A 21,976-nucleotide genomic window follows, 5' to 3' on the forward strand; every position below is an offset into this window, starting at 1 on the left:
CAGGAACCCCTGCCCCCCTAGGTCATAGTCGCTGGAGTGACCTCATCCGCCGATGTAGTGCATCTCGATGCGTTGGCGCGGCGCATCGGACGGTGCCGATGCGGACCGCAACTCGGAGTAGCGGTCCTCGCGCCGACCCCACAGGCGCGACACGGCGGCGGCCAGCTGGACATCGGTGGCGCCGTTGCGCAGCAGCGCGCGCAGGTCATGGCCACGGCTGGCGAACAGGCAGGTGAACAATTTGCCTTCGGTGGACAGCCGCGCCCGGTTGCATTCGCCGCAAAAGGCCTGGGTCACGCTGGAGATGAAGCCCACCTCACCGCGGCCGTCGGCGTAGGCGAAGCGCTGGGCCGTCTCGCCCGGGCTGCGCGCCGGCAACGGCACCAGCGGCCAGGCCTGGGCCAGCAGCGCGCGCACCGCGTCGCTGGGCAGCACCTCGTCCATGCGCCAGCCATTGGTCGCCCCGACGTCCATGTACTCGATGAAGCGCAGCACCACCTGCGGGCCATAGTGGTCGCGCATGTGGCGGGCCAAGGGCACGATCTCGTGCTCGTTGGTGCCGCGCTTGACCACCATGTTGACCTTGATCGGGCCGAAGCCGGCGGCCAGGGCGGCGTCGATGCCGGCCAGCACGTCACCCACGGGGAAGCCGACGTCATTCATGCGCTGGAAGATGGCGTCGTCCAGCGCGTCCAGGCTCACGGTGATGCGCGTCAGGCCGGCGGCGCGCAGGGCCGGCGCATGGCGGGCCAGCAGCGAACCGTTGGTGGTCAGCGTCAGCTCCAGTGGGTCGCCCGCGGGCGTGCGCAGTTCGGCCAGCAGGCGCACCAATTCATCCAGGTGCTTGCGCATCAGCGGCTCGCCGCCGGTCAGGCGCAGCTTGGTCACACCATGCAGCGCGAACACCGAGGCCAGCCGGGTGATCTCCTCGAAGCTCAGCAGCGAGGACTGGGGCAGGAAACGGTAATCCCGGTCGAAGACTTCCTTGGGCATGCAGTAGCTACAGCGGAAGTTGCACCGGTCGGTGACCGAGATGCGCAGGTCGCGCAGCGGCCGGCCCAGGGCGTCGGACAACAGCCCGTCCGGCGCGGGCGCGTCGGCAGGGATTTCGGGGATGTCGGCCAGCGCACGCAGGTCCGACAAGGCAATGACTTTCTCACCCATGGCCTGCGCATGCTAACGGCAGTTGGCCGACCCGCGCCTGAGCAGGCCCGGCCCGGCCAGGGACAAGCTCACTGCGGGGTGCGCAGCGGCTCGGTGGTCTGCGGCGCGCGGCGCGCGCCGTTGAAGCGCTGCGACCAGTAGGCGATGCGCATGTCTTCGACCCGGACCTGCTCCCCGGTGCGCGGCGAGTGGATGAACTTGCCATCACCCACATAGATGCCCACATGGGAGAAGGCCCGGCGCATGGTGTTGAAGAACACCAGGTCGCCCGGCTTGAGGTCTTCCATCGGAATCGACACCAGGCCAGGCGACGCTGCCTGCTCGGCCGCACGGCGCGGCAGCACCAGGCCCACGCTGTTCTCGAACACGTAGCGGGTGAAGCCGGAGCAGTCGAAGCCCTGGTCCTCGGTGCCACCGCCACGGCGGTAGCGCACACCGATGAAGTTCATCGCGGTGAGCACCAGGTCAGACGCCTTGTCGCGCACCTGGGACAGCAGCGTGGGTGCGCTGCTGGGCACCGCCGCCGCCGGCACCACGCCCTTTTCCTCGAGCAGGCGCATCACGGCGTCGCCACCTTTGGGTGCTGCGCTGTCGGGGTTGGCCCAGGTGGCGGTCCCGCCAGTGAGCAGGGCCAGCCCCAGGGCTGTCGCGGTAAACAGGCGCCGGGCTCGGCCGGTCGCGCGGGGCGTCACATCCATCACGGCGCGCAGCATAGGCAGGCGTCAGGCATGTGTCAAGGCTGAAAACTCAAGCGAGACAAGAACTTGCCGCGATTTCTTCGGGTTGAGGAGATCAGGGATGCCCCTGATCCCGCCCCGTTCAGAGCACTTCGGAGGCGTAGTCGGCCAGGCGCGAGCGTTCGCCGCGCGCCAGCGTCACATGGCCGGCATGCGGCCAGCCCTTGAAACGGTCGACCGCAAAGGTCAGGCCCGAGGAGCCCTCGGTCAGATAGGGCGTGTCGATCTGCGCCAGGTTGCCCAGGCAGACGATCTTGGTGCCCGGGCCGGCCCGGGTGATCAGGGTCTTCATCTGCTTGGGCGTCAGGTTCTGCGCCTCGTCGATCAGCACGAACTTGTTCAGGAAGGTGCGCCCGCGCATGAAGTTCATGCTCTTGATCTTGATCTTGCTGCGCACCAGGTCGTTGGTGGCGGCGCGGCCCCATTCGCCAGCGGTGGCGTCGGTCTTGGCCAGCACCTCGAGATTGTCATCGAGCGCGCCCATCCAGGGACCCATCTTCTCTTCCTCGTTGCCGGGCAGGAAGCCGATGTCCTCGCCCACCGGCACGGTCACGCGGGTGACGATGATCTCGGTGTAGCGGCGCTCATCGAGCACCTGCGACAGGCCGGCGGCCAGCGTCATCAGCGTCTTGCCGGTGCCGGCGGTGCCGGTGAGGGTGATGAAGTCGCACTCCGGGTCCATCAGCAGGTTGAGCGCGAAGTTCTGCTCGCGGTTGCGTGCGGTCACGCCCCAGGCGGCGTTCTTGGCGTGGGTGTAGTCGCGCAGGGTCTTGAGCACCGCGGTCTTGCCACTGAGTTCGGTGACCCGGGCGTAGAGTGGCGCCTCACCCGGCTGCTCCAGGTAGACGAACTGGTTGACCATCAGCGCCGGCACCAGCGGGCCGCTGATGCGGTAGAAGGTGTGGCCACCTTGCTGCCAGCTCTCCATGGTCTTGCCGTGCTTGTCCCAGAAGTCGGGGGGCAGCTGCAGCACGCCGGTGTAGAGCAGGTCGCCGTCGTCGAGCGCCTTGTCGTTGAAGTAGTCCTCGGCGGCCAGGCCCATCGCCCGCGCCTTGATGCGCATGTTGATGTCCTTGGACACCAGCACCACCTCGCGGCCGGGGTGCTGCTCGCGCAGCGACTGCACCACGCCCAGGATCTGGTTGTCGGCCTTGCCCTGGGGCAGGCCGGCGGGCAGCTTGGCATCCAGCAGCGTGGTCTGGAAATACAGGCGGCCCAGGGCCTCGCGGTGGCCGGTCTTGGCCAGCGCGATGCCATCGGTGGGCGCCAGGTTGCCGTCGGCGGCCAGCGCGTCGAGCTCACGGCTGACCTGGCGCACGTTGCGCGAGACCTCGGACATGCCCTTCTTGTGGCCGTCGAGTTCCTCCAGCGTGATCATCGGCAGGTAGATGTCGTGCTCGTCGAAGCGGAAGATCGACATCGGGTCGTGCATCAGCACGTTGGTGTCGAGCACGAACAGCTTGGCCGGGCCGCTGCGCTTGGGCGCCGCGCGGCGCTTGGGCGCCGGCGCGGGCTTGGCGGCGGCGGGGGCCTTGGCCGCACGCACCGGCGCCGTGGCGGCGGGCAGCGGGGCGGCGTCACGCTTGAGTTCAAGCGGCGCGACCGGGCGGTCGTCCTGGGGATCGGGCGCGGGGCGGGCGGCGCTGCGGGCCGTCTTCGGCGCTGCCTGGGCCTCGTATTCGCTGGGGGGAAGGATGGTGGCTCGGGTGACGGGGGGCTTGGGCAGGGGCATGGACGGCGACAGCGGTTCAGGCAACAAAAAAGCCGCGCGGACAACCGGGCGGCTTCTTGGGGAGCGATCGGGGGACGATCAGCGCGAGCGTCTCGGGCATGGCCCCATCATACACATGCGGCCGCAGCCGCCCGTGCGGGCCTCAGGCGGCCTTCTTGAGTTCCTTCACGGCCTTCAGGACTTCGTCCACATGGCCGGCCACCTTGATGCCCCGCCACTCGGCGCGCAGCACGCCCTGGGCATCGATCAGGAAGGTCGAGCGCTCGATGCCCTTGACCTTCTTGCCGTACATGATCTTGTTCTTGACCACACCGAACATGTGGCAGAGCTTTTCCTCGGTGTCGGCGATCAGCTCGAAGGGCAGCTCCAACGTCTGCTTGAACTTCTCGTGCGAGGCCATGTTGTCGCGCGACACGCCGAACACCACCGCACCCGCCTTGACGAAGTCCTTGTGCTGGTCGCGGAACTGCATGGCTTCCGTGGTGCAGCCGGGCGTGTTGTCCTTGGGGTAGAAATACAGCACCACCGTCTGGCCCAGGAACGCGTGGCCGGTGAACTTGACACCGCCCGTGGCCTGGGCTTCGATCTCGGGAAGGGCTTTGTTGAGGGCTGGCGTCATGAGGATTTTGTCTTCTTGCTGAGCGCCCCGGCGAGGCTTAGCCAGTGATTATAAGGGGATGGGCCCCCCTTTTCCGACGGGCGGGGCCGCGGCCTCAGGCCGGTGGCAGCAGGAAGGCACCCAGCACGCGGCGGCCCTCGGTGACCAGCACATTGAAGGTGCGTGCGGCGGCGGCGGTGTCCATGGTCTCGATGCCGATGCGGCGCTCGATCAGCGCCGAGTACAGCGACGGGTGCACGAAGCGCTGGCGCTCGCCGCTGCCGAACACCACCAGCTCCGGCGACCAGGCCAGCAGGCGCTCGAAATGCTCGGCCGTCAGTTCGCCCGGCGCCTGCGCCGGCCAGGCCTCGACCTCGCCCCGCCAGGGCACCAGCAGGCTGCTCTGGAACGGGGTCTGGTGCACCCAGATGCGGCCCGGCTCAAGGCGGGCGATCACGTTGACGCCGTCCAGGGCATCGGGCTGGAATTTCATCGGTGGATCCCGTGCAATCGCGTTGGGGGCCGGGCGGCGGCGGCGCGCGACGCCGATCGGCTGGCCCCCTATGGTTAAATTATAGGTTTTTGCAGTGCATCAAAGCGGTGCACGTCCCCCTGCTGAGGAGCCCCGGTTTGAAGAGCATCGCCAAGTCCAGCAAGCTGGCCAACGTCGGCTACGACATACGCGGCCCGGTGCTCGACAAGGCCCGGCAGATGGAGGAAGAGGGCCACAAGATCATCAAGCTGAACATCGGCAACGTCGCCGCCTTCGGCCTGATGCCGCCCGACGAGATCGTGCAGGACATGATCCGCAACCTGTCCTCGCAGGTGGCGGCCGGCTACACCGACAGCAAGGGCCTATTCGCACCCCGTAAGGCGGTGGTGCACTACTGCCAGGAGAAGAAGATTGCCGGGGTCACGGTGGATGACGTCTACCTGGGCAATGGCGCGTCCGAGCTGATCTCGATGAGCATGAACGCCCTGCTCGACGAGCATGACGAGGTGCTGATCCCCTCGCCCGACTACCCGCTCTACACCGCGGTGGTGTCGCTCTCCGGCGGCACGCCGGTGCACTACCACTGCGACGAGGGCAGCGGCTGGCTGCCTGACCTGGATGACATCCGCAAGAAGGTGACGCCGCAGACCAAGGCGATCATCGTCATCAACCCGAACAACCCGACCGGCGCGCTCTACCCGGACGCGATCCTGCAGGGCATCGTCGACATCGCGCGCGAGCACCAGCTGATCGTCTTCGCCGACGAGATCTACGACAAGACGCTCTACGACGGCGTCACCCACACCAGCATCGCCTCGCTGGCCGATGATGTGCTGTTCCTGACCTTCAACGGCCTGTCCAAGAACTACCGCTCCTGTGGCTACCGGGCCGGCTGGATGGTGGTCTCGGGCAACAAGAAGCGCGCCAAGGACTACATCGAGGGCCTGAACATGCTCGCCTCGATGCGCCTGTGCGCCAACACGCCCGGCCAGATGGCGATCCAGACCGCGCTGGGCGGCTACCAGAGCATCAAGGACCTGGTGGCGCCGGGCGGCCGCCTGTGCAAGCAGCGCGACCTGGCCTATGAGCTGCTGACGCAGATTCCCGGTGTCAGCGTCGTCAAGCCGCAGGCGGCGCTGTACATGTTCCCGCGCCTGGACCCGAAGATGTACCCGATCGAGGACGACCAGCAGTTCGCCTACGAGCTGCTCGCCGACGAGAAGGTGCTGATCGTCCAGGGCACCGGCTTCAACTGGCCCAGCCCCGACCACTTCCGCCTGGTCTTCCTGCCCAACGCCGACGACCTCACCGAGGCCATCGGCCGCATTGCCCGCTTCCTCGACGGCTACCGCAAGCGCCACGCCGTCTGAACCGTTCTTCCGCTCACCGCGATCCCACCGAGAGACATCGAATGAAACCCATCCAGGTCGGCCTTCTGGGCATCGGCACCGTCGGCTCCGGCACCTTCAAGGTGCTGCAACGCAACCAGCAGGAGATCCTGCGCCGGGCGGGCCGCGGCATCGAGATCACCATGGTGGCCGACCTCGACGTTGAACGTGCCCGGGGCATCGTCGGTGACGGCGTGCAGGTGGTGGCCGACGCCCGCCAGGTGATCGCCAACCCCGAGATCGACATCGTCGTCGAGCTGATCGGCGGCTACGGCATCGCCAAGGCGCTGGTGCTGGAAGCCATTGCCGCCGGCAAGCACGTCGTCACCGCCAACAAGGCGCTGCTGGCGGTGCATGGCAGCGAGATCTTCGCCGCCGCGCGCGCCAAAGGCGTGACCGTGGCCTTCGAGGCCGCGGTGGCCGGCGGCATCCCGATCATCAAGGCGTTGCGCGAGGGTCTGACCGCCAACCGCATCGAGTGGATCGCCGGCATCATCAACGGCACCACCAATTTCATCCTGTCGGAGATGCGCGACAAGGGGCTGGACTTCGATGTCGTGCTCAAGGAAGCCCAGCGCCTGGGCTATGCCGAGGCCGACCCGACCTTCGACATCGAGGGCGTCGACGCCGCCCACAAGGCCACGCTGATGAGCGCGCTGGCCTTCGGCATCCCGGTGCAGTTCGACAAGGCCCATGTCGAGGGCATCACCCATCTCTCGGCCACCGACATCCGCTACGCCGAGCAGCTGGGCTACCGCATCAAGCTGCTGGGCATCACCAAGCGGCGCGAGGGCGGCATCGAGCTGCGCGTGCACCCCACGCTGATCCCGGCCAAGCGCCTGATCGCCAACGTCGAGGGCGCGATGAACGCGGTGGTGGTGCAGGGCGATGCCGTGGGCACCACGCTGTACTACGGCAAGGGCGCCGGTGCCGAGCCCACCGCCTCGGCCGTGGTGGCCGACCTGGTGGACATCACCCGCCTGGCCACCGCCGACCCCGACCACCGCGTGCCGCACCTGGCCTTCCAGCCCGATGCGCTGGCCGACACGCCGATCCTGCCGATCGCGCAGGTCCAGACCGCGTTCTACCTGCGCCTGCGCGTGGCCGACGAGGCCGGCGTGCTCTCGCGCATCACCACCATCCTGGCCGAGAACGACATCTCGATCGACGCCGTGCTGCAGCGCGAATCGGCTGAAGGTGAAAAGCAGACCGACCTGATCATCCTGACGCACGAAACGGTGGAAGGCCGCATGCGCACCGCACTGGCCGCGATGCAGGCGCTGTCCAGCGTGCTGGCGCCCATCGTCAGCCTGCGCAAGGAGGAGCTGGCCTGATGCGCTACATCAGCACCCGCGGTGACCAGACCGAGCGCTCGTTCTGCGAGATCCTGCTGGAGGGCCTGGCCCCCGATGGCGGCCTGTACCTGCCGGTGGCCTACCCGACAGTCGACGCCGCCACGCTGGCGCGCTGGCGCGGCCTGGCCTATGCCGAGCTGGCCTTCGAGATCCTGTCGCTCTACATCGACGACATCCCTGCCGCCGACCTGAAGGCGCTGGTCGCCAAGACCTACACCCCGGCGGTCTTCGGCACCGAGGCCATCGTGCCGGTGCGCCGCCTGGGCGACTCCGGCCTGCTGATCGAAGCGCTGTCCAACGGCCCCACGCTGGCCTTCAAGGACATGGCGATGCAGCTGCTTGGCAACCTGTTCGAGTACGAGCTGGGCCGGCGCGGCGAGCAGCTCAACATCCTGGGCGCCACCAGCGGCGACACCGGCAGCGCGGCCGAGTACGCGATGCGCGGCAAGCACGGTGTGCGCGTCTTCATGCTGAGCCCGCACGGCCGCATGAGCGCCTTCCAGCAGGCCCAGATGTTCAGCCTGCAGGATGCCAACATCCACAACATCGCGGTCGAAGGCGTGTTCGACGATGCGCAGGACATCGTCAAGGACGTGTCCAACGACCTGGCCTTCAAGCGCCAGTACAAGATCGGCACCGTCAACTCGATCAACTGGGCGCGCCTGCTGGCCCAGGTGGTGTATTACTTTGCCGGCTACTTCCAGGCCACGAAGCACAACGACGAGGTGGTGAGCTTCACCGTGCCCTCGGGCAACTTCGGCAATGTCTGTGCCGGCCATGTGGCCCGCATGATGGGGCTGCCGATCAAGCACCTGGTAGTGGCCACCAACGAGAACGACGTGCTCGACGAGTTCTTCCGCACCGGCACCTACCGCGTGCGGGGCAGCGCCGAGACGCACGAGACCTCCAGCCCGTCGATGGACATCTCCAAGGCGTCCAACTTCGAGCGTTTCGTCTTCGACCTGGTCGGCCGCGACGGCGCGCGCACCAAAGCGCTGTTCGGGGATGCCATCGCCCGCGAGGGTGCCTTCACCGTCAGCCCGGCCGAGTTCTCGGCCATCGCCGGCTACGGATTCCAGTCGGGCAAGAGCACCCATGCCGACCGGCTGGCCACGATCCGTCGCACGGATGAGCGCTTCGGGGACCTGATCGACACCCACACCGCTGACGGCGTGAAGGTGGCCGCCGAGCATGTCGAGCCCGGCGTGCCGATGATCGTGCTGGAGACCGCGCTGCCGGCCAAGTTCGCCGAGACCATCCGCGAGGCGGTGGGCCGCGAGCCCGGCCGCCCGGCCGGCCTGGACGGCATCGAGGCGCTGCCCAAGCGCTTCACCGTGATGAAGCCCGACACCGCTGCGGTGAAGGCCTTCATCCAGGCGCACTGCGCCGACTGAGCCCGGAGCACTCGGCCATGAAGGTCATCGGCCTGGCCGGCTATTCGGGCAGCGGCAAGACCACGCTGATCGAGCAGCTGATCGCTGGCCTGAAGGCCGCCGGTCAGCGCGTCTCGGTGGTAAAGCACGCCCACAAGGACAGCTTCGACATCGACCACCCGGGCAAGGACAGCTGGCGCCACCGCCAGGCTGGCGCGCTGGAGGTGGTGGTGGCCAATGCGCGGCGCATGGCGCTGATCCGCGAGTTTCCGCAGCCGGTGGAGATCGAGCCGCACGCCCTGCTGGCCGAACTGGCCCCCTGTGACTGGGCGCTGGTGGAAGGCTTCAAGCACGGCGATCTGCCCAAGATCGAGGTCTGGCGCGCCGAGCTGGGGCGACCGGCGATGTATCCGAACGACCCCTTCATCGTGGGCATCGCCACCGACGACCCGGCCGCGCTGCCCGAGCCCACCGGCCTGCCGGTCTTCCGGCTGGACGCCCCCGAGGCGCTGCTGGACCACCTGCTGGCCAGTGGCGAGCGCTACCAGTACACCCAGGGCCACCATGGCTGACACTCAACCCCCGACCCGCTCGCCGCTGATGACGCTCGACGAGGTGCTGGCCCGCCTCGTGGCCTCGGCCGCCGACCGGCGCCTCACCGAGACCGAGACCCTGTCCAGCGCCGAGGCGCTGGGCCGCGTGCTGGCGCAGGACATCGTGTCCACGCTGGACGTCCCGCCGGCCGACAACGCCTCGATGGACGGCTACGCCCTGCGCGCCGCCGACGTGCCGGCGGCCGGCACGGTGCTGCCGGTCAGCCAGCGCATTCCGGCCGGCCACCCGGGCCAGCCGCTGCAAGCGGGCACCGCGGCGCGCATCTTCACCGGCGCCCAAGTGCCGGCGGGTGCCGACTGCATCGTGATGCAGGAGCAGTGCGAGGCGCTGGACGGCGGCCAGGTCCGCGTCAACACCGTGCCGCAGGCCGGCCAATGGATCCGCCAGCGCGGCGAGGACGTGCGCGTCGGTCAAGCGGTGCTGCACGCCGGCCAGCGCCTGGGGCCGGCCCATCTGGGCATGCTGGCCACCGTGGGCCTGGCCGAGGTGGCAGTGGTGCGTCGGCCGCGTGTGGCGCTGTTTTCCACCGGCGATGAACTCGTGCTGCCGGGCCAGCCGCTGCCGCCCGGCGCGATCTACAACTCCAACCGCCACACGCTGCGCGGGCTGCTGGAAGCGGCCGGCTGTGCGGTCAGCGACCTGGGCATCGTGCCCGACACGCTGGAGGCCACCCGCGCCGCACTGCGCCAGGCGGCCCTGGGCAATGACCTGATCCTGACCAGCGGTGGCGTGTCGGTCGGCGAGGAAGACCATCTGCGCCCGGCGGCCCGCGCCGAGGGGCGCATCGAGCTGTGGCAGATGGCCGCCAAGCCCGGCAAGCCGCTGGCCTTTGGCGCCATCGCCCGTCCCGATGGCGGCGAGGCGCTGCTGATGGGGCTGCCGGGCAACCCGGTGTCCAGCTTCATCACCTTCTTGCTGGCGGTGGCGCCGGTGCTGCGGGTGCTGCAGGGGGGCTCGGGCGCGCTGCCGGTGGCGCTGCCGCTGCGCGCGGCCTTTGCCTGGCCGCGCCCCGACCGCCAGCGCCGCGAGTTCATGCGCGCCCGCCTCACCCCCGCAGGCGAGCTGGAGCTGTTCCCGAACCAGAGCTCCGGCGTGATGACCTCCGCGGTCTGGGCCGACGGCCTGATCGACAACCCGGCCGGACAGGCCATCGCCCCTGGCGACGTGGTGCGCTTCCTGCCGCTGGCCACGCTGATCGGGGCATGATCACCACCATGCTGATTCGACTGCGTTTTTTCGCCTCGCTGCGCGAGGCCCTGGGCCCCGAGGCCAGCCTGGAACTGCCCGAAGGCGCCAGCGTGGCCCAGGCCCGCGACGCGCTGATCGCCCGTGGCGAGCCTTTCGCCGCCGCGCTGGCCCGTGGCCGCGCCGTGCGCGCCGCGCTGAACCAGGCGCTGTGCGACGAAGGCGCCGCGCTGAAGGCCGGTGACGAGCTGGCCTTCTTCCCCCCGGTGACCGGAGGTTGAGCATGGCCCAGCGCGTGAGCATCCAGACCGCCGATTTCGACCTGGGCGCCGAGGTGGCTGCCCTGCGCGCCGGGGATGGTGGCGTGGGCGCGGTGTGCAGCTTCATCGGCACGGTGCGCGACCGCAGCGACGGCAGCGCCGTCAGCGCGATGGAGCTGGAGCACTATCCCGGCATGACCGAGGCCGCGATCGAGGCGATGATCGACGAGGCGCACCGCCGCTTCGACATCCGCGCCGCGCGCGTGATCCACCGTGTCGGCCCGCTGAACGTGGGCGATCAGATCGTGCTGGTGGCCGTCAGCTCGGCCCACCGCGGCGAGAGCTTCCAGGCCTGCGAGTTCCTGATGGACTACCTGAAGACCCAGGCCCCGTTCTGGAAGAAGGAGACCACGCCCGAGGGCGCGCGCTGGGTGGACGCCCGCGTGGCCGACGACGCCGCGCTGGCGCGCTGGGGCATCCAGGCCCGCAACGCGGGATGAACAGCACCGCCCCGCTGACGACCGCGCTGGCCATCGGCCTGGGCGGCGCGCTGGGCTCGGTGCTGCGCTGGTTGACCACGCTGGCGCTGGCGCCGCTGGGCTGGCCGATCGCCGCCGGCACGCTGGCGGTGAACCTGGTGGGCGGTCTGCTGATCGGGGCATCCATCGTCTGGTACGGGCGCCACCCGAACGAACTGCTGCGCCTGGGCCTGGTGACCGGCCTGCTGGGCGGCCTGACCACCTTCTCGGCCTTCTCGGCCGAGTCGCTGACCCTGCTGGTCAAGGGCCAGTGGATGCTGGCACTGGTGCACTCGCTGGTGCATGTGCTGGGAGCGCTGGCCGCGGCGGCGGCCGGCTGGGCGCTGGCGCGCTGGCTGCTAGGGTAGGGCGCAGGCCAGCACGTCGACATCGGTCCAGGCCGCACCGGCCTGCCGCCACGCGGTGATGGCCGCGGGCTCGGCGTGCGCGGACAGCGCGGCCAGCAGGGCGTCCACCACCCGCTGCTCGGCCGGCTGGCGCACCACGCCGCGCGCGGCCAGTCCGGCATCCGCGCAGCCCAGCAGGTGGGCGGCCTGCGGCAGTCGGCCGCGCTGGGCGGTGAGCCAGGCCAGGCTGTCGACAAAATAGATCAGGCCGTCGCTGTGGCGCAGCAGCGGCGCGGCGCGGCGGGCGCAGTCCTCGGCCTCGTCGGTGCGGCCCAGGAAGAGCAGGGCGGTGCACAGGTTGCCCAGGATCACGCCCAGCAGCGCCGGGTCGTCCTGGCGCAACGCCTCGGCCTCGGCCTCGCGGCCCCAGCGCACCGCGGCCTCGGTGTCGCCGCTGGAGCAGGCCAGATCCCCCAGGTTCAGCAGCATGATCAGCACCCGGCGGGCGTCGCCCTGGCGCCGCCGCAGGGCCAGGGCCTCTTCGTAGGCCACCAGCGCCTCGGCATGGCGGTCCTGTCGCTGGCGCAGCGCGCCCAGCGTGGTGCGGTGCAGGGCCTTCAGGTGCACGCTGGCTTCCACCGCCAGCGCCGTGTCGGACAGCGCCTGTTCGGAGGGGGCCAACTGGTCCAGGTACAGGCGGTTCCAGGCCTGCCCCAGCACCGATCGCACCCAGCGCCGGTCACCGGCCTGGCGCCACAGCGCCTCGGCCTGCAGGCGCGCCTCCAGTGCGCGGCGCGGGTCGGCGTCCTGCCACAGGTAGCCGGTGCCGTCCCACAGCGCGGCAGCGGCGCGCGGCGCTGTCTGCGGCGTCAGCTGGCCCTGGGCCAGCGCCAGCCATTGCCGGCCCTCGTCAAGCAGCGACAGCAGCGGCCAGAGGTCGGCGCTCCAGCCCGCCAGGCCAATGCCCAGGTCCGGCGCCTGGCGCTCGACCAGGCAGAACTGCAGCGCCGCGCGCAGGTTGTCCAGGTCCGGCCCGAAGGCCTCGCGCCAGCCGGTGTCGCTGCGCGTGCCCAGCTCCTCGAAGGCCTGCTCGAAGCGGCCGTGCATCCACTGCGCATGGCGCTGGCCCACGGCGATGCGCTCGTCAGCGGCCGCGCACAGCGATGCGGCGTAGGCGCGGGTGGACTCCAGCAGCCGGTAGCGCGGGCCACCGTCGCTGCCTGCCCCGGGGGCCAGGGCCACCAGGCAGTGGTCGACCAGGGCGGCCAGGGCCTCGGTGGTGCTCCAGTCGTCGATCGATGCATCGCTCACCACGGCCAGGCAGGCGGGCAGATCGAAGCCCCCCTGGAACACCGCCAGGCGGCGGAACACGCAGCGTTCGGTCTCGCCCAGCAGACCATGGCTCCAGTCCAGCGTGGCGCTCAGCGTGCGGTGGCGCGCCGGACGGTCCAGCGGGCCGCCCGTCAGCAGGCGCAGGCGCTGGCCCAGACGCTGACAGACCGCCGGCAGGCCCAGCCGCGCCACCTGGGAGGCGGCCAGCTCGATCGCCAGCGCCAGCCCATCAAGCTGCCGGCACAAGGCCCCCAGCGCGTCGGCGTTCGCGGCCTCCAGCACAAACGTGCCCTGGTGCTCGCGCACCCGTTGCACCAGCAGTTGCACCGCGGGCGAGCGCTCGGCCGCCGCCAGGCCACGGGCCTGCGGGCAGGCCAGCGGTGCCAGCCGGTGCAGGTGCTCGGCCGCCAGGTTCAGGCGGACCTGGCTGGTGGCCAGCACGCGCAGCGCCGGCGCGCCGGCCAGGAGGCGCACCAGCAGCGCACCGACCGCGGCCGCCAGATGTTCGCAGTTGTCCAGCACCAGCAGCAGCGGTCCGGCCGGCCATTCGGTCAGCAGGGCCTCATCGGCCGGGGTGCCGGCGGGCAGGCGCAGCGCCAGCCCCGCCGCCACCGCACCGGGCAGGCCGCTCGCATCGGCCAGGCCGCTCAGGTCCACCCAGGCCACGCGGCCGCGGGTGCGCGCCTGCTCCAGCAGGGCCAGCGCCAGGCGGGTCTTGCCGATGCCGCCCTCGCCGACCAGGGTGACCAGGCGGTGGCGGCCCAGCGCGGCATGCAGCTGGCTGAGGTCGTCATCACGGCCGAACAGCGGCGGCGGGACCGGGGCGCCAGCGGTGGGTTCGGCAGGGGACGGGGGCTGCGGCAGCGCCGTTGCTGCGACCTGGGTCACCGGCCAGGTGAAGCGGTAGCCTCGGCCGGGGACCGTGGCGATCGCATCGCGGCCCAGCAGGCGGCGCAACGCGGACACCTGGACCTGCAGGTTGTTCTCCTCGACCACCCGGCCTGGCCAGACATGCTCGAAGGCGGTTTCCTTGCTGACCACCTGGCCCGTCTGTCGCGCCAGCAGCCCCAACAGCTCAAAGGCCCGGCTGCCCAGGTCCAGCGTCTGCCCGTCCCGGGTCAGTCGCTGCTCGGCGCCATGCCACTCGAAGCCTGAAAAGCGCAGCACCGGCGGGGTCGACATCGAATTCAGGACTTTTCAGGCGTTATGGGCGGTAGCGAATAGACCGGCAGGTCCTGGGGACCGAGCATGCAAAGGCAGTCCGGTGATCGTCAATCCATCCACCCCACCGGACCCCTGTTTGGAGGACAGATGCGACACACCAGCCCCCGTTTTCGTACCGCCCTGGCAACGGCGGCCCTGCTGATCGCCTCGGCACCGGCGGCCCAGGCCGGCGGCTGCAAGGCCTTTGCCAACCAGCGCTACGTGTTCCTGCTGCAGGGCCAGGTGCGCAGCGCCGATGGCCTGTCGGACGTCGGCAAGTCCATCCTCGGCCGCCTGGTGTTCGATGCGACCGGCGCCGCCGGCAGCTTCACGCTGATGAACAACGGCGGCGACCCGGTCTCCCAGGGTCAGGAGCAGGGCAGCTTCAGTTGCCTGTCCACACGCCAGCTGTCCGGCCTGGCGCAGCAGCTGAACCTGTCCAACGGCCTGGCGATGCTGGCGGTGCGCGAGCGCGGCGCTGTCCAGCTGCTCGCCCAGCTGCCGAACACCGCCATGAATGGCGAGGCACGCCCCGCCGCCCTCTGGGACACACTGCCCCAGGGCGCCTGCGACCTGCTGCCGGGCAAGGCCTACATCGGCCGCTACGGCGCCGAGGCCGATGGCGTGGCGGCCATGGGCCTGGCGCAGTGGCGGTTCGACACCCGGGTGCCCTCGATGCAGACCTGGACCGCCTACAGCACCGCTGCCGGTGCGGTGGCGCAGGACCGCTCGCTGAGCCCCTGCACACCGACGGTGCCCGACCAGGCGGCCGTGCTGACGGTGAACGAAGGGGTCGATGGCTACCTGATGGCCTACCCGTCGGCCGATGGCTCGGTGGCCTGGATCCATACCTTTGCGGGCCGTGGGGTGGGCGGATGGATGCGCCCGCGCTGAGGCCGCGCCGCCGGCTGCGTCCGGACTGGCGCTGGACCCGCCCGTTCGCGCTGGTGCCCTTGCTGGCCGGCGTTGGACTGGCCTGCGGGGTGCTGCAGTTGGCGCTGCGCTGTTGTTCCTGAGCCCCGCCGGGCCGCCAGGGCAGGGCGCATGCCCTACCATGGCGGCCTGATGTCTTTCGATGCCAAGGCCCTGCGGGGCGCGCTGGGGCGCTACGCCACCGGTGTGACGATCACCACCTGCCGGGCCGCCGATGGTCAACCCGTCGGCCTGACGGTCAATTCCTTCGGTGCGCTCTCGCTGGAGCCGCCGTTGGTGATGTGGGCATTGCGCACCGCCAGTCCGGCGCTGCCGGCCTTCCGTCAGGCCAGCCACTTTGCCGTCAACGTGCTGGCCGAGGCCCAGATCGAGCTGTCGCGCCGCTTTGCCAGCCCGGTCCACGACCGCTTCGCCGAGGGCGACTGGCGCAAGGGCCACGGCGGCGCGCCGGTGCTGGCGGGCTGCTGTGCCACGCTGGAATGCGCCACCGAGCGCGAACTGAGCCTGGGCGACCACGTGTTGTTCGTCGGCCGCGTGCTGGCGCTGGCCGAGGCACCGCTGCCGCCTCTGGTGTTCCAGGGCGGCCACTACCACCCGCTGGGGCGTACGCTGTGAGCTGACGCAAGGGGGCTGCGGGCCGCTGCTCTTGAAAAGGCGCCGCATCGCCTCATGTCCATGCGCAATCGGAGGTTATTTCCATGCGTCTCGACAAGCTCACCACCGCGTTCCAGCAAGCCCTGGCCGAAGCCCAGAGCCTGGCGGTTGCCCGCGACAACCCGTACATCGAACCCAGCCATGTGCTGGCCGCGATGCTGGCCCAGCCCGACGGCCCCAAGGCCCTGCTCGACCGCGCCGGCGCCAACACCGCCGCGCTGAAGCAGGCCATGGAGGTGGCGATGGGCGGTCTGCCCAGCGTCCAGGGTGGTGGGCAGACCCAGGCCGGGCGTGACCTGGTGCAGCTGCTGCAGCAGGCCGACAAGGAGGCGATGCAGCGCGGCGATGCCTTCATCGCCAGCGAGATGTTCCTGCTGGCCCTGTCCGAGGCCAAGAACGACATCGGCGGCGTGGTCCGCGGCCACGGCCTGACGCGCAAGGCGCTGGAAGCGGCGATCAGCGCGGTGCGTGGCGGCCAGACGGTGGACTCGGCCGAGGCCGAGGGCCAGCGCGAAGCCCTGAAGAAGTACACACTGGACCTGACCGAGCGCGCCCGCATCGGCAAGCTGGACCCGGTGATCGGCCGCGACGACGAGATCCGCCGCGCCATCCAGGTGCTGCAGCGCCGCAGCAAGAACAACCCGGTGCTGATCGGCGAGCCCGGCGTGGGCAAGACGGCGATCGTCGAGGGCCTGGCCCAGCGCATCGTGGCCGGCGAGGTGCCTGACACCCTGAAGGACAAGCGCGTGCTGGTGCTGGACATGGCCGGCCTGCTGGCCGGCGCCAAGTTCCGCGGCGAATTTGAAGAGCGCCTGAAGGCGGTGCTCAAGGAAGTGGCCCAGGATGAGGGCCGCATCATCCTGTTCATCGACGAGTTGCACACCATGGTGGGCGCCGGCAAGGCCGAAGGCGCGCTGGACGCCGGCAACATGCTCAAGCCGGCGCTGGCGCGGGGCGAGCTGCACTGCATCGGCGCCACCACGCTGGACGAATACCGCAAGTACGTCGAGAAGGACGCCGCGCTGGAGCGCCGCTTCCAGAAGGTGCTGGTCGACGAGCCCACGGTCGAGGCGACCATCGCCATCCTGCGCGGCCTGCAGGAAAAGTACGAGGTGCACCACGGCGTGGAGATCACCGACCCGGCGATCGTGGCCGCGGCGGAGCTGAGCCACCGCTACATCACCGACCGCTTCCTGCCCGACAAGGCGATCGACCTGATCGACGAGGCCGCGGCCAAGATCAAGATCGAGATCGACTCCAAGCCCGAGGCGATGGACAAGCTCGACCGCCGCCTGATCCAGCTGAAGATCGAGCGCGAGGCGGTGCGCAAGGAAACCGATGAGGCCTCGCAGAAGCGCCTGGGCCTGATCGAGGAAGAGATCACCAAGCTCGAGCGCGAGTACGCCGATCTGGACGAGATCTGGAAGGCCGAGAAGGCCCAGGCCCAGGGCAGCGCCCAGGTCAAGGAAGAGATCGACCGCATCAAGTTCCAGATCGAGGAGCTCAAGCGCAAGGGCAACTTCGACAAGGTGGCCGAGCTGCAGTACGGCAAGCTGCCCGAGCTGGACAAGCGCCTGAAGGAAGCCCAGGCCAAGGAGGCCGGCAAGAGGGCCGGCGGCCAGGGGCCGCAGCTGCTGCGCACCATGGTGGGCGCCGAGGAGATCGCCGAGGTGGTCAGTCGCTCCACCGGCATCCCGGTCAGCAAGCTGATGCAGGGCGAGCGCGACAAGCTGCTGCAGATGGAAGGCAAGCTGCACGAGCGCGTGGTGGGCCAGGACGAGGCCATCGTCGCGGTCAGCGACGCGATCCGCCGCAGCCGGGCCGGCCTGTCCGACCCCAACCGGCCGCTGGGCAGCTTCCTGTTCCTGGGCCCCACCGGCGTGGGCAAGACCGAGCTGTGCAAGGCGCTGGCGGGCTTCCTGTTCGACAGCGAAGACCACATGATCCGCATCGACATGAGCGAGTTCATGGAGAAGCACACGGTCAGCCGCCTGATCGGTGCGCCGCCGGGCTATGTGGGCTACGACGAGGGCGGCTATCTCACCGAGGCGGTGCGCCGAAAGCCCTACAGCGTGGTGCTGCTCGACGAGGTGGAGAAGGCCCACCCGGACGTCTTCAACGTGCTGCTGCAGGTGCTCGACGATGGCCGCCTGACCGACGGCCAGGGCCGCACCGTGGACTTCAAGAACACCGTGATCGTGATGACCAGCAACCTGGGCAGCCACCTGATCATGTCGATGGCCGGCCAGCCGGTCGAGGACATCCGCGAGGCGGTCTGGGGCGAGGTCAAGCAGCACTTCCGTCCCGAATTTCTCAACCGCATCGACGAGACCGTGGTCTTTCACGCCCTCGACCGGGCCCACATCGAGTCGATCGCCCGCATCCAGCTCAAGGTGCTGGAGGCGCGGCTGGCCAAGATGGACATGGCGCTGGACGTCTCGCCCGAGGCGCTGGCCGAGATCGCCAAGGTCGGCTTCGACCCGGTGTTCGGTGCCCGGCCGCTCAAGCGCGCGATCCAGCAGCGCATCGAGAACCCGGTGGCGCGGCTGATCCTGGAAGGCCGTTTCGGTCCGAAGGACACCATCCCGGTGATGGTGGACGGCGACCAGTTCAGCTTCGGACGCACCGTGCATTGAGCCCGGCGGCAGGCTCCTAGAATGGAGCCTGACCTCACTGGGCCGCCTTGCACGGGCGGCCGCATGCATGAAGCACAAAGCACAAGCGGCACCGGGGGCAGCACTGCCGGTGGTGATCATCGGCGCGGGCCTGGCCGGTCTGACGGTGGCCCTGCACCTGGCCCAGCAGGGCCAGAACGTGGTGGTGCTGGCCAAGCGCACGCTGGGCGAGGGCGCCACGCCCTGGGCGCAGGGCGGCATCGTGGGCGTGCTGGGCAGCGACGACAGCATTGCCAGCCATGTCCATGACACCCAGGATGCTGGCGCCGGTCTGGTGGACGAGAACACCGCCCGCTTCATCGCTGAACACAGCGCCGCGGCGATCGAATGGCTGGTGGCGCAGGGCGTGCCGTTTTCGTCCGACCCCGACGGCCCGCTGGGCCTGCACCTGACGCGCGAAGGCGGACACGCGGTGCGTCGCATCGCCCATGCGGCCGACGCCACCGGCAAGGCCATCCATGACGCCCTGCTGGCGGCCGCCCGCGCCAACCCGCGCGTCAGCCTGCGCGAGCAGGTGATGGCGGTCGACCTGATCACCCACCACCACCTGGGCCGCTTCGACGACCCCAGGGCGCGCCGGGTGCATGGCGTCTATGCGCTGGACATCGTCACTGGCCGGGTCGACGCCCTGGCTGCCCGCGCCGTGGTGCTGGCCACCGGCGGCCTGGGCAAGGTCTACCGCTACACCAGCAACCCCGACACCGCCACCGGTGACGGCGTGGCCATGGCCTGGCGGGCCGGCTGCCGGGTGGCGAACATGGAGTTCATCCAGTTCCACCCGACCTGCCTGTACCACCCGCAGGACCGCACCTTCCTGCTGACCGAGGCGCTGCGCGGCGAAGGCGCCCAGCTCAAGCTGCCCGCCTCGGCCGGCGGTGGTCGTTTCATGCCCGACCACGATCCACGGGCCGAGCTGGCGCCGCGGGACATCGTCGCCCGGGCGATCGACTTCGAGATGAAGAAGCATGGCCTGGACCATGTCTGGCTGGACGTCTCGCCGATCGTCGCCGAGAAGGGCGAGGCCTTCGTCCGCGAGCATTTCCCCACCATCCATGCGCGCTGCCTGAGCCTGGGCATCGACATCACGCGCCAGCCCATTCCGGTGGTGCCCGCGGCCCACTACAGCTGTGGCGGCATCGTCACCGACACCGAGGGCCGCACCGACCTGCCGGGGCTCTACGCGGTGGGCGAGGCCACCTACACCGGCCTGCACGGCGCCAACCGCCTGGCCAGCAATTCGCTGCTGGAATGCGTGGTGATCGGCAAGACCTGCGCCGAGGCCATCCACGCGGCGCCGCTTGCCGAGCACGTCAACGTACCGGCCTGGGACGAGAGCCTGGTCGAGAACGCCGACGAGCAGGTGGTGATCTCGCACAACTGGGACGAGCTGCGCCTGCTGATGTGGAACTACGTGGGCATCGTGCGCACCACGCGCCGGCTGGAGCGGGCCCAGCACCGCATCCGCAACCTGCGCGAGGAGGTGGATGAGTACTACGCCAACTTCCGCGTCAACCGCGACCTGCTGGAGCTGCGCAACCTGCTGGTCTGCGCCGAGCTGATCGTGCGCTCGGCCCTGATGCGCCACGAAAGCCGCGGACTGCACTACATTCGGGACTTTCCGCAACCGCTGCCGATGAGCTTCCCGACCGTGCTGTACCGCGAGGCGCGCAGCCGCCGCACCCGATGACCGGGTTGGCGCTCTCCGGTCGCAGCCGGGGCCAGCGATATGGCCTGACCGAGGACCGTGGATGAGCGTGATCCGACAGCCGCTGAGCGAGGTGCTGGACCTGCTGGTGGTCGGCACGGCCTTGCCGTTTCATGTGCTCGACCCCCACGAGCGCCGGCTGCTGGCCGAAGGGCATGTGGTGGTCAGCGAGGCCCAGCTCGAGGCGCTGATCGCCCGCGGCGCCTGGGTCGACCGTGCCGTGGCCGATGCCGTGCGGGCCCAGCGCCAGCAGGACCAGGCCGCCGTGGCAGCGCCCCAGCGCGTACCGACGCTGTTCGACCGCTGGGAGGAGATGATCTGGCAGCTTGACGGCCTGCTGCGTCAGGTGCTGGCCGGCCAGCCCGGCCAGGAGGCCGCGCTGCTGTGGCTGGCCGAGCGCCTGATCGAGCGGGTGGACCGGCATGTCGATGTGGCGCTGTTCATGGTGGTGCGCCCGCCCGATCCGCGCTTTGCGCTCTACGCCTTGCAGCATGCGCAGCACACGGCCGTGGTCGGCCTGCTGCTGTCACGCCACCTGGGCTGGGACGGTCCCACCGCGCGACGGCTGGTGGCCGCGGCCATGACGATGAATGTCTCGACGCTGGAGCTGCAGGCCCAGATGGCCGTGCAGACCGATCCGCCCACCACCCGCCAGCGCGAGCTGATCCGGGCCCATCCGCTGGCCTCCGAGACCCTGCTGCGGCGGGCGGGTGTCACCGACGAGGCCTGGCTTCAGGCGGTGCGCGAGCACCACGAGCGGCCTGACGGCGGCGGCTACCCGGCCGGCCTGACCCAGGTCTGCGAGCTCGCCCACGCGCTGCGCACCGCCGATGTGTTCACCGCCAAGATCAGCGCCCGGGCGATCCGCCAGGCGTTGCCGATCCAGGTGGCTGCGAAGCAGCTGTTCCAGGAGGAGAAGGGCGGTCCGATGGCCACCGGCATCATCAAGCAGCTGGGCCTGTACCCTCCGGGCGACCTGGTGCAGCTGAAGAGCGGTGAGATTGCGGTGGTCACCCATCGCGGCCCGAATGCCACGACGCCGCTCGTCGCCACGATCACCAACACCCAGGGCCAGCCGGTGGCCGCCACCCTGGCGCGCAATTCGGCGGACGCCGCCTATGCGATCACCGGCCCGGTGCTGGACCGCAAGGGCCTGCCCCGGGTGCCTGCCGAGCGGGTCTACGGGCTGATTCCGGCCTGACCCGGCCGGTTCACGGCCTCAGCTGCGCGCCCGCATCGCGTTGCGCGCCTGCACGAAACCCAGCGCGAACTCCACCGACTCGACCACCGCGCGCTCGCTGTCGCTGCGCTCGCGCTCGGTCTGGAAGAAGGCCAGGTCGACGTCGTGCCGGATGTAGCGCGGCGGCAGCCGGTTCAGCGCCACGCAGGCCACGTCGGCCAGCACATCGTCATTGCCCAGCAGGTGCGGAAAGGCCTGCGCCTGCGCCATGACTTCATTGAAGACGGCGCGTTCGTACCAGTTGTGGATCGAGGTGATGTCCATGGCGGGAGTGTGGGGCCGGTACGCTGATTCCGAGCGTGAACTTCATCTCACGCGGCCCATGCGGACATCGCCAGGACGACAGAACCGGACCCAGTCGCGGAAAAGCGCACAAAGTGACGGGCGACTTGCTGCCCACAGCGGCCGTAGGCCGCTGTGGGCCAACGCGCTACGCCAACCGTGCCGCCAAGGGCTGGGCAGGCAGGCA

General features: G+C 69.9%; 20 protein-coding genes. 13 read left to right on the forward strand and 7 right to left on the reverse strand.

All coding sequences use genetic code 11. The annotated features are described in order from the left end of the window. Positions 1-42: 42 nt before the first annotated feature. From moaA to KAK07_RS17415, 5 genes are all read right to left on the reverse strand, one after another. On the reverse strand, positions 43-1,164 hold the full coding sequence (moaA, locus tag KAK07_RS17395; protein ID WP_210862107.1) for a GTP 3',8-cyclase MoaA: 1,122 nt from the start codon (positions 1,162-1,164) through the stop codon (positions 43-45). Positions 1,165-1,232: 68 nt separating this feature from the next. After that, positions 1,233-1,862, reverse strand: a complete 630-nt coding sequence (locus KAK07_RS17400) for a C40 family peptidase (protein ID WP_210862108.1) — start codon at positions 1,860-1,862, stop codon at positions 1,233-1,235. A 121-nt stretch (positions 1,863-1,983) separates the two neighbouring features. Continuing rightward, entirely contained in the window at positions 1,984-3,633 is a 1,650-nt protein-coding gene (locus KAK07_RS17405; RefSeq protein WP_210854281.1) for a PhoH family protein, read from the reverse strand. A 142-nt stretch (positions 3,634-3,775) separates the two neighbouring features. Further along, the gene (locus tag KAK07_RS17410; protein ID WP_210854280.1) at positions 3,776-4,252 is read right to left on the reverse strand and encodes a peroxiredoxin; all 477 of its coding nucleotides are present in this window, start codon (positions 4,250-4,252) and stop codon (positions 3,776-3,778) included. Positions 4,253-4,346: 94 nt separating this feature from the next. After that, positions 4,347-4,724 carry an Mth938-like domain-containing protein gene (locus tag KAK07_RS17415; RefSeq protein WP_210862110.1) on the reverse strand — a complete coding sequence of 126 codons (378 nt, stop codon included), beginning with the start codon at positions 4,722-4,724 and terminating at the stop codon, positions 4,347-4,349. 137 nt (positions 4,725-4,861) lie between these two features. Between KAK07_RS17415 and KAK07_RS17420 the strand changes: the two genes are divergently transcribed. From KAK07_RS17420 to KAK07_RS17455, 8 genes are read left to right on the forward strand one after another with little or no spacing between them, the layout of a single operon-like run. Next, on the forward strand, positions 4,862-6,094 hold the full coding sequence (locus KAK07_RS17420; RefSeq protein ID WP_210854278.1) for a pyridoxal phosphate-dependent aminotransferase: 1,233 nt from the start codon (positions 4,862-4,864) through the stop codon (positions 6,092-6,094). Positions 6,095-6,135: 41 nt separating this feature from the next. Continuing rightward, positions 6,136-7,446 carry a homoserine dehydrogenase gene (locus KAK07_RS17425; RefSeq protein WP_210854277.1) on the forward strand — a complete coding sequence of 437 codons (1,311 nt, stop codon included), beginning with the start codon at positions 6,136-6,138 and terminating at the stop codon, positions 7,444-7,446. Further along, positions 7,446-8,861, forward strand: coding sequence for a threonine synthase (gene thrC / locus KAK07_RS17430; RefSeq protein ID WP_210854276.1), 1,416 nt, complete (start codon positions 7,446-7,448; stop codon positions 8,859-8,861). Before KAK07_RS17425 ends, thrC begins: the two co-directional genes overlap by 1 nt. 17 nt (positions 8,862-8,878) lie before the next feature. Continuing rightward, positions 8,879-9,412 carry a molybdopterin-guanine dinucleotide biosynthesis protein B gene (gene mobB, locus KAK07_RS17435; protein ID WP_210862112.1) on the forward strand — a complete coding sequence of 178 codons (534 nt, stop codon included), beginning with the start codon at positions 8,879-8,881 and terminating at the stop codon, positions 9,410-9,412. Then, complete coding sequence (locus KAK07_RS17440; RefSeq protein WP_210854274.1) at positions 9,405-10,661, forward strand: molybdopterin molybdotransferase MoeA; 1,257 nt, start codon at positions 9,405-9,407, stop codon at positions 10,659-10,661. Before mobB ends, KAK07_RS17440 begins: the two co-directional genes overlap by 8 nt. 8 nt (positions 10,662-10,669) lie before the next feature. Next, on the forward strand, positions 10,670-10,921 hold the full coding sequence (locus KAK07_RS17445; protein ID WP_210854273.1) for a MoaD/ThiS family protein: 252 nt from the start codon (positions 10,670-10,672) through the stop codon (positions 10,919-10,921). Between the two features lie 2 nt (positions 10,922-10,923). Then, positions 10,924-11,400, forward strand: coding sequence for a molybdenum cofactor biosynthesis protein MoaE (locus KAK07_RS17450; protein WP_210854272.1), 477 nt, complete (start codon positions 10,924-10,926; stop codon positions 11,398-11,400). Further along, positions 11,397-11,786 (forward strand): CrcB family protein, encoded by a 390-nt coding sequence (locus KAK07_RS17455; protein WP_210862114.1) that lies wholly within the window; start codon positions 11,397-11,399, stop codon positions 11,784-11,786. Before KAK07_RS17450 ends, KAK07_RS17455 begins: the two co-directional genes overlap by 4 nt. On the opposite strand, the gene KAK07_RS17460 is transcribed toward KAK07_RS17455, so the two are convergent. Continuing rightward, positions 11,778-14,279 carry an ATP-binding protein gene (locus tag KAK07_RS17460; RefSeq protein ID WP_210862116.1) on the reverse strand — a complete coding sequence of 834 codons (2,502 nt, stop codon included), beginning with the start codon at positions 14,277-14,279 and terminating at the stop codon, positions 11,778-11,780. The two genes, KAK07_RS17455 and KAK07_RS17460, sit on opposite strands and share 9 nt — an antisense overlap. 129 nt (positions 14,280-14,408) lie before the next feature. On the opposite strand from KAK07_RS17460, the gene KAK07_RS17465 reads away from it, so the two are divergent. The 5 genes from KAK07_RS17465 to KAK07_RS17485 all read left to right on the forward strand — a co-directional run bounded on the left by KAK07_RS17465 (position 14,409) and on the right by KAK07_RS17485 (position 21,468). Continuing rightward, complete coding sequence (locus tag KAK07_RS17465) at positions 14,409-15,194, forward strand: hypothetical protein (protein WP_210854269.1); 786 nt, start codon at positions 14,409-14,411, stop codon at positions 15,192-15,194. A gap of 171 nt (positions 15,195-15,365) precedes the next feature. After that, complete coding sequence (locus tag KAK07_RS17470) at positions 15,366-15,848, forward strand: flavin reductase family protein (RefSeq protein WP_210854268.1); 483 nt, start codon at positions 15,366-15,368, stop codon at positions 15,846-15,848. Between the two features lie 83 nt (positions 15,849-15,931). Then, a complete protein-coding gene (gene clpB, locus KAK07_RS17475) occupies positions 15,932-18,523 on the forward strand; it encodes an ATP-dependent chaperone ClpB (RefSeq protein ID WP_210862118.1) in 2,592 nt (863 codons plus the stop codon). A 67-nt stretch (positions 18,524-18,590) separates the two neighbouring features. Next, positions 18,591-20,249 carry an L-aspartate oxidase gene (gene nadB / locus KAK07_RS17480; RefSeq protein ID WP_210854266.1) on the forward strand — a complete coding sequence of 553 codons (1,659 nt, stop codon included), beginning with the start codon at positions 18,591-18,593 and terminating at the stop codon, positions 20,247-20,249. A 61-nt stretch (positions 20,250-20,310) separates the two neighbouring features. Continuing rightward, positions 20,311-21,468 (forward strand): HD-GYP domain-containing protein, encoded by a 1,158-nt coding sequence (locus KAK07_RS17485; RefSeq protein WP_210854265.1) that lies wholly within the window; start codon positions 20,311-20,313, stop codon positions 21,466-21,468. Positions 21,469-21,486: 18 nt separating this feature from the next. Here KAK07_RS17485 and KAK07_RS17490 read toward each other — a convergent pair whose 3' ends face one another. After that, positions 21,487-21,771: a late competence development ComFB family protein gene (locus tag KAK07_RS17490; RefSeq protein WP_210854264.1), complete on the reverse strand. Its 285-nt coding sequence runs from the start codon at positions 21,769-21,771 to the stop codon at positions 21,487-21,489. Between the last annotated feature and the right edge of the window lie 205 nt (positions 21,772-21,976).

The organism is Ideonella alba, assembly GCF_018069875.1.
GTDB lineage: Bacteria > Pseudomonadota > Gammaproteobacteria > Burkholderiales > Burkholderiaceae_C > Ideonella > Ideonella alba.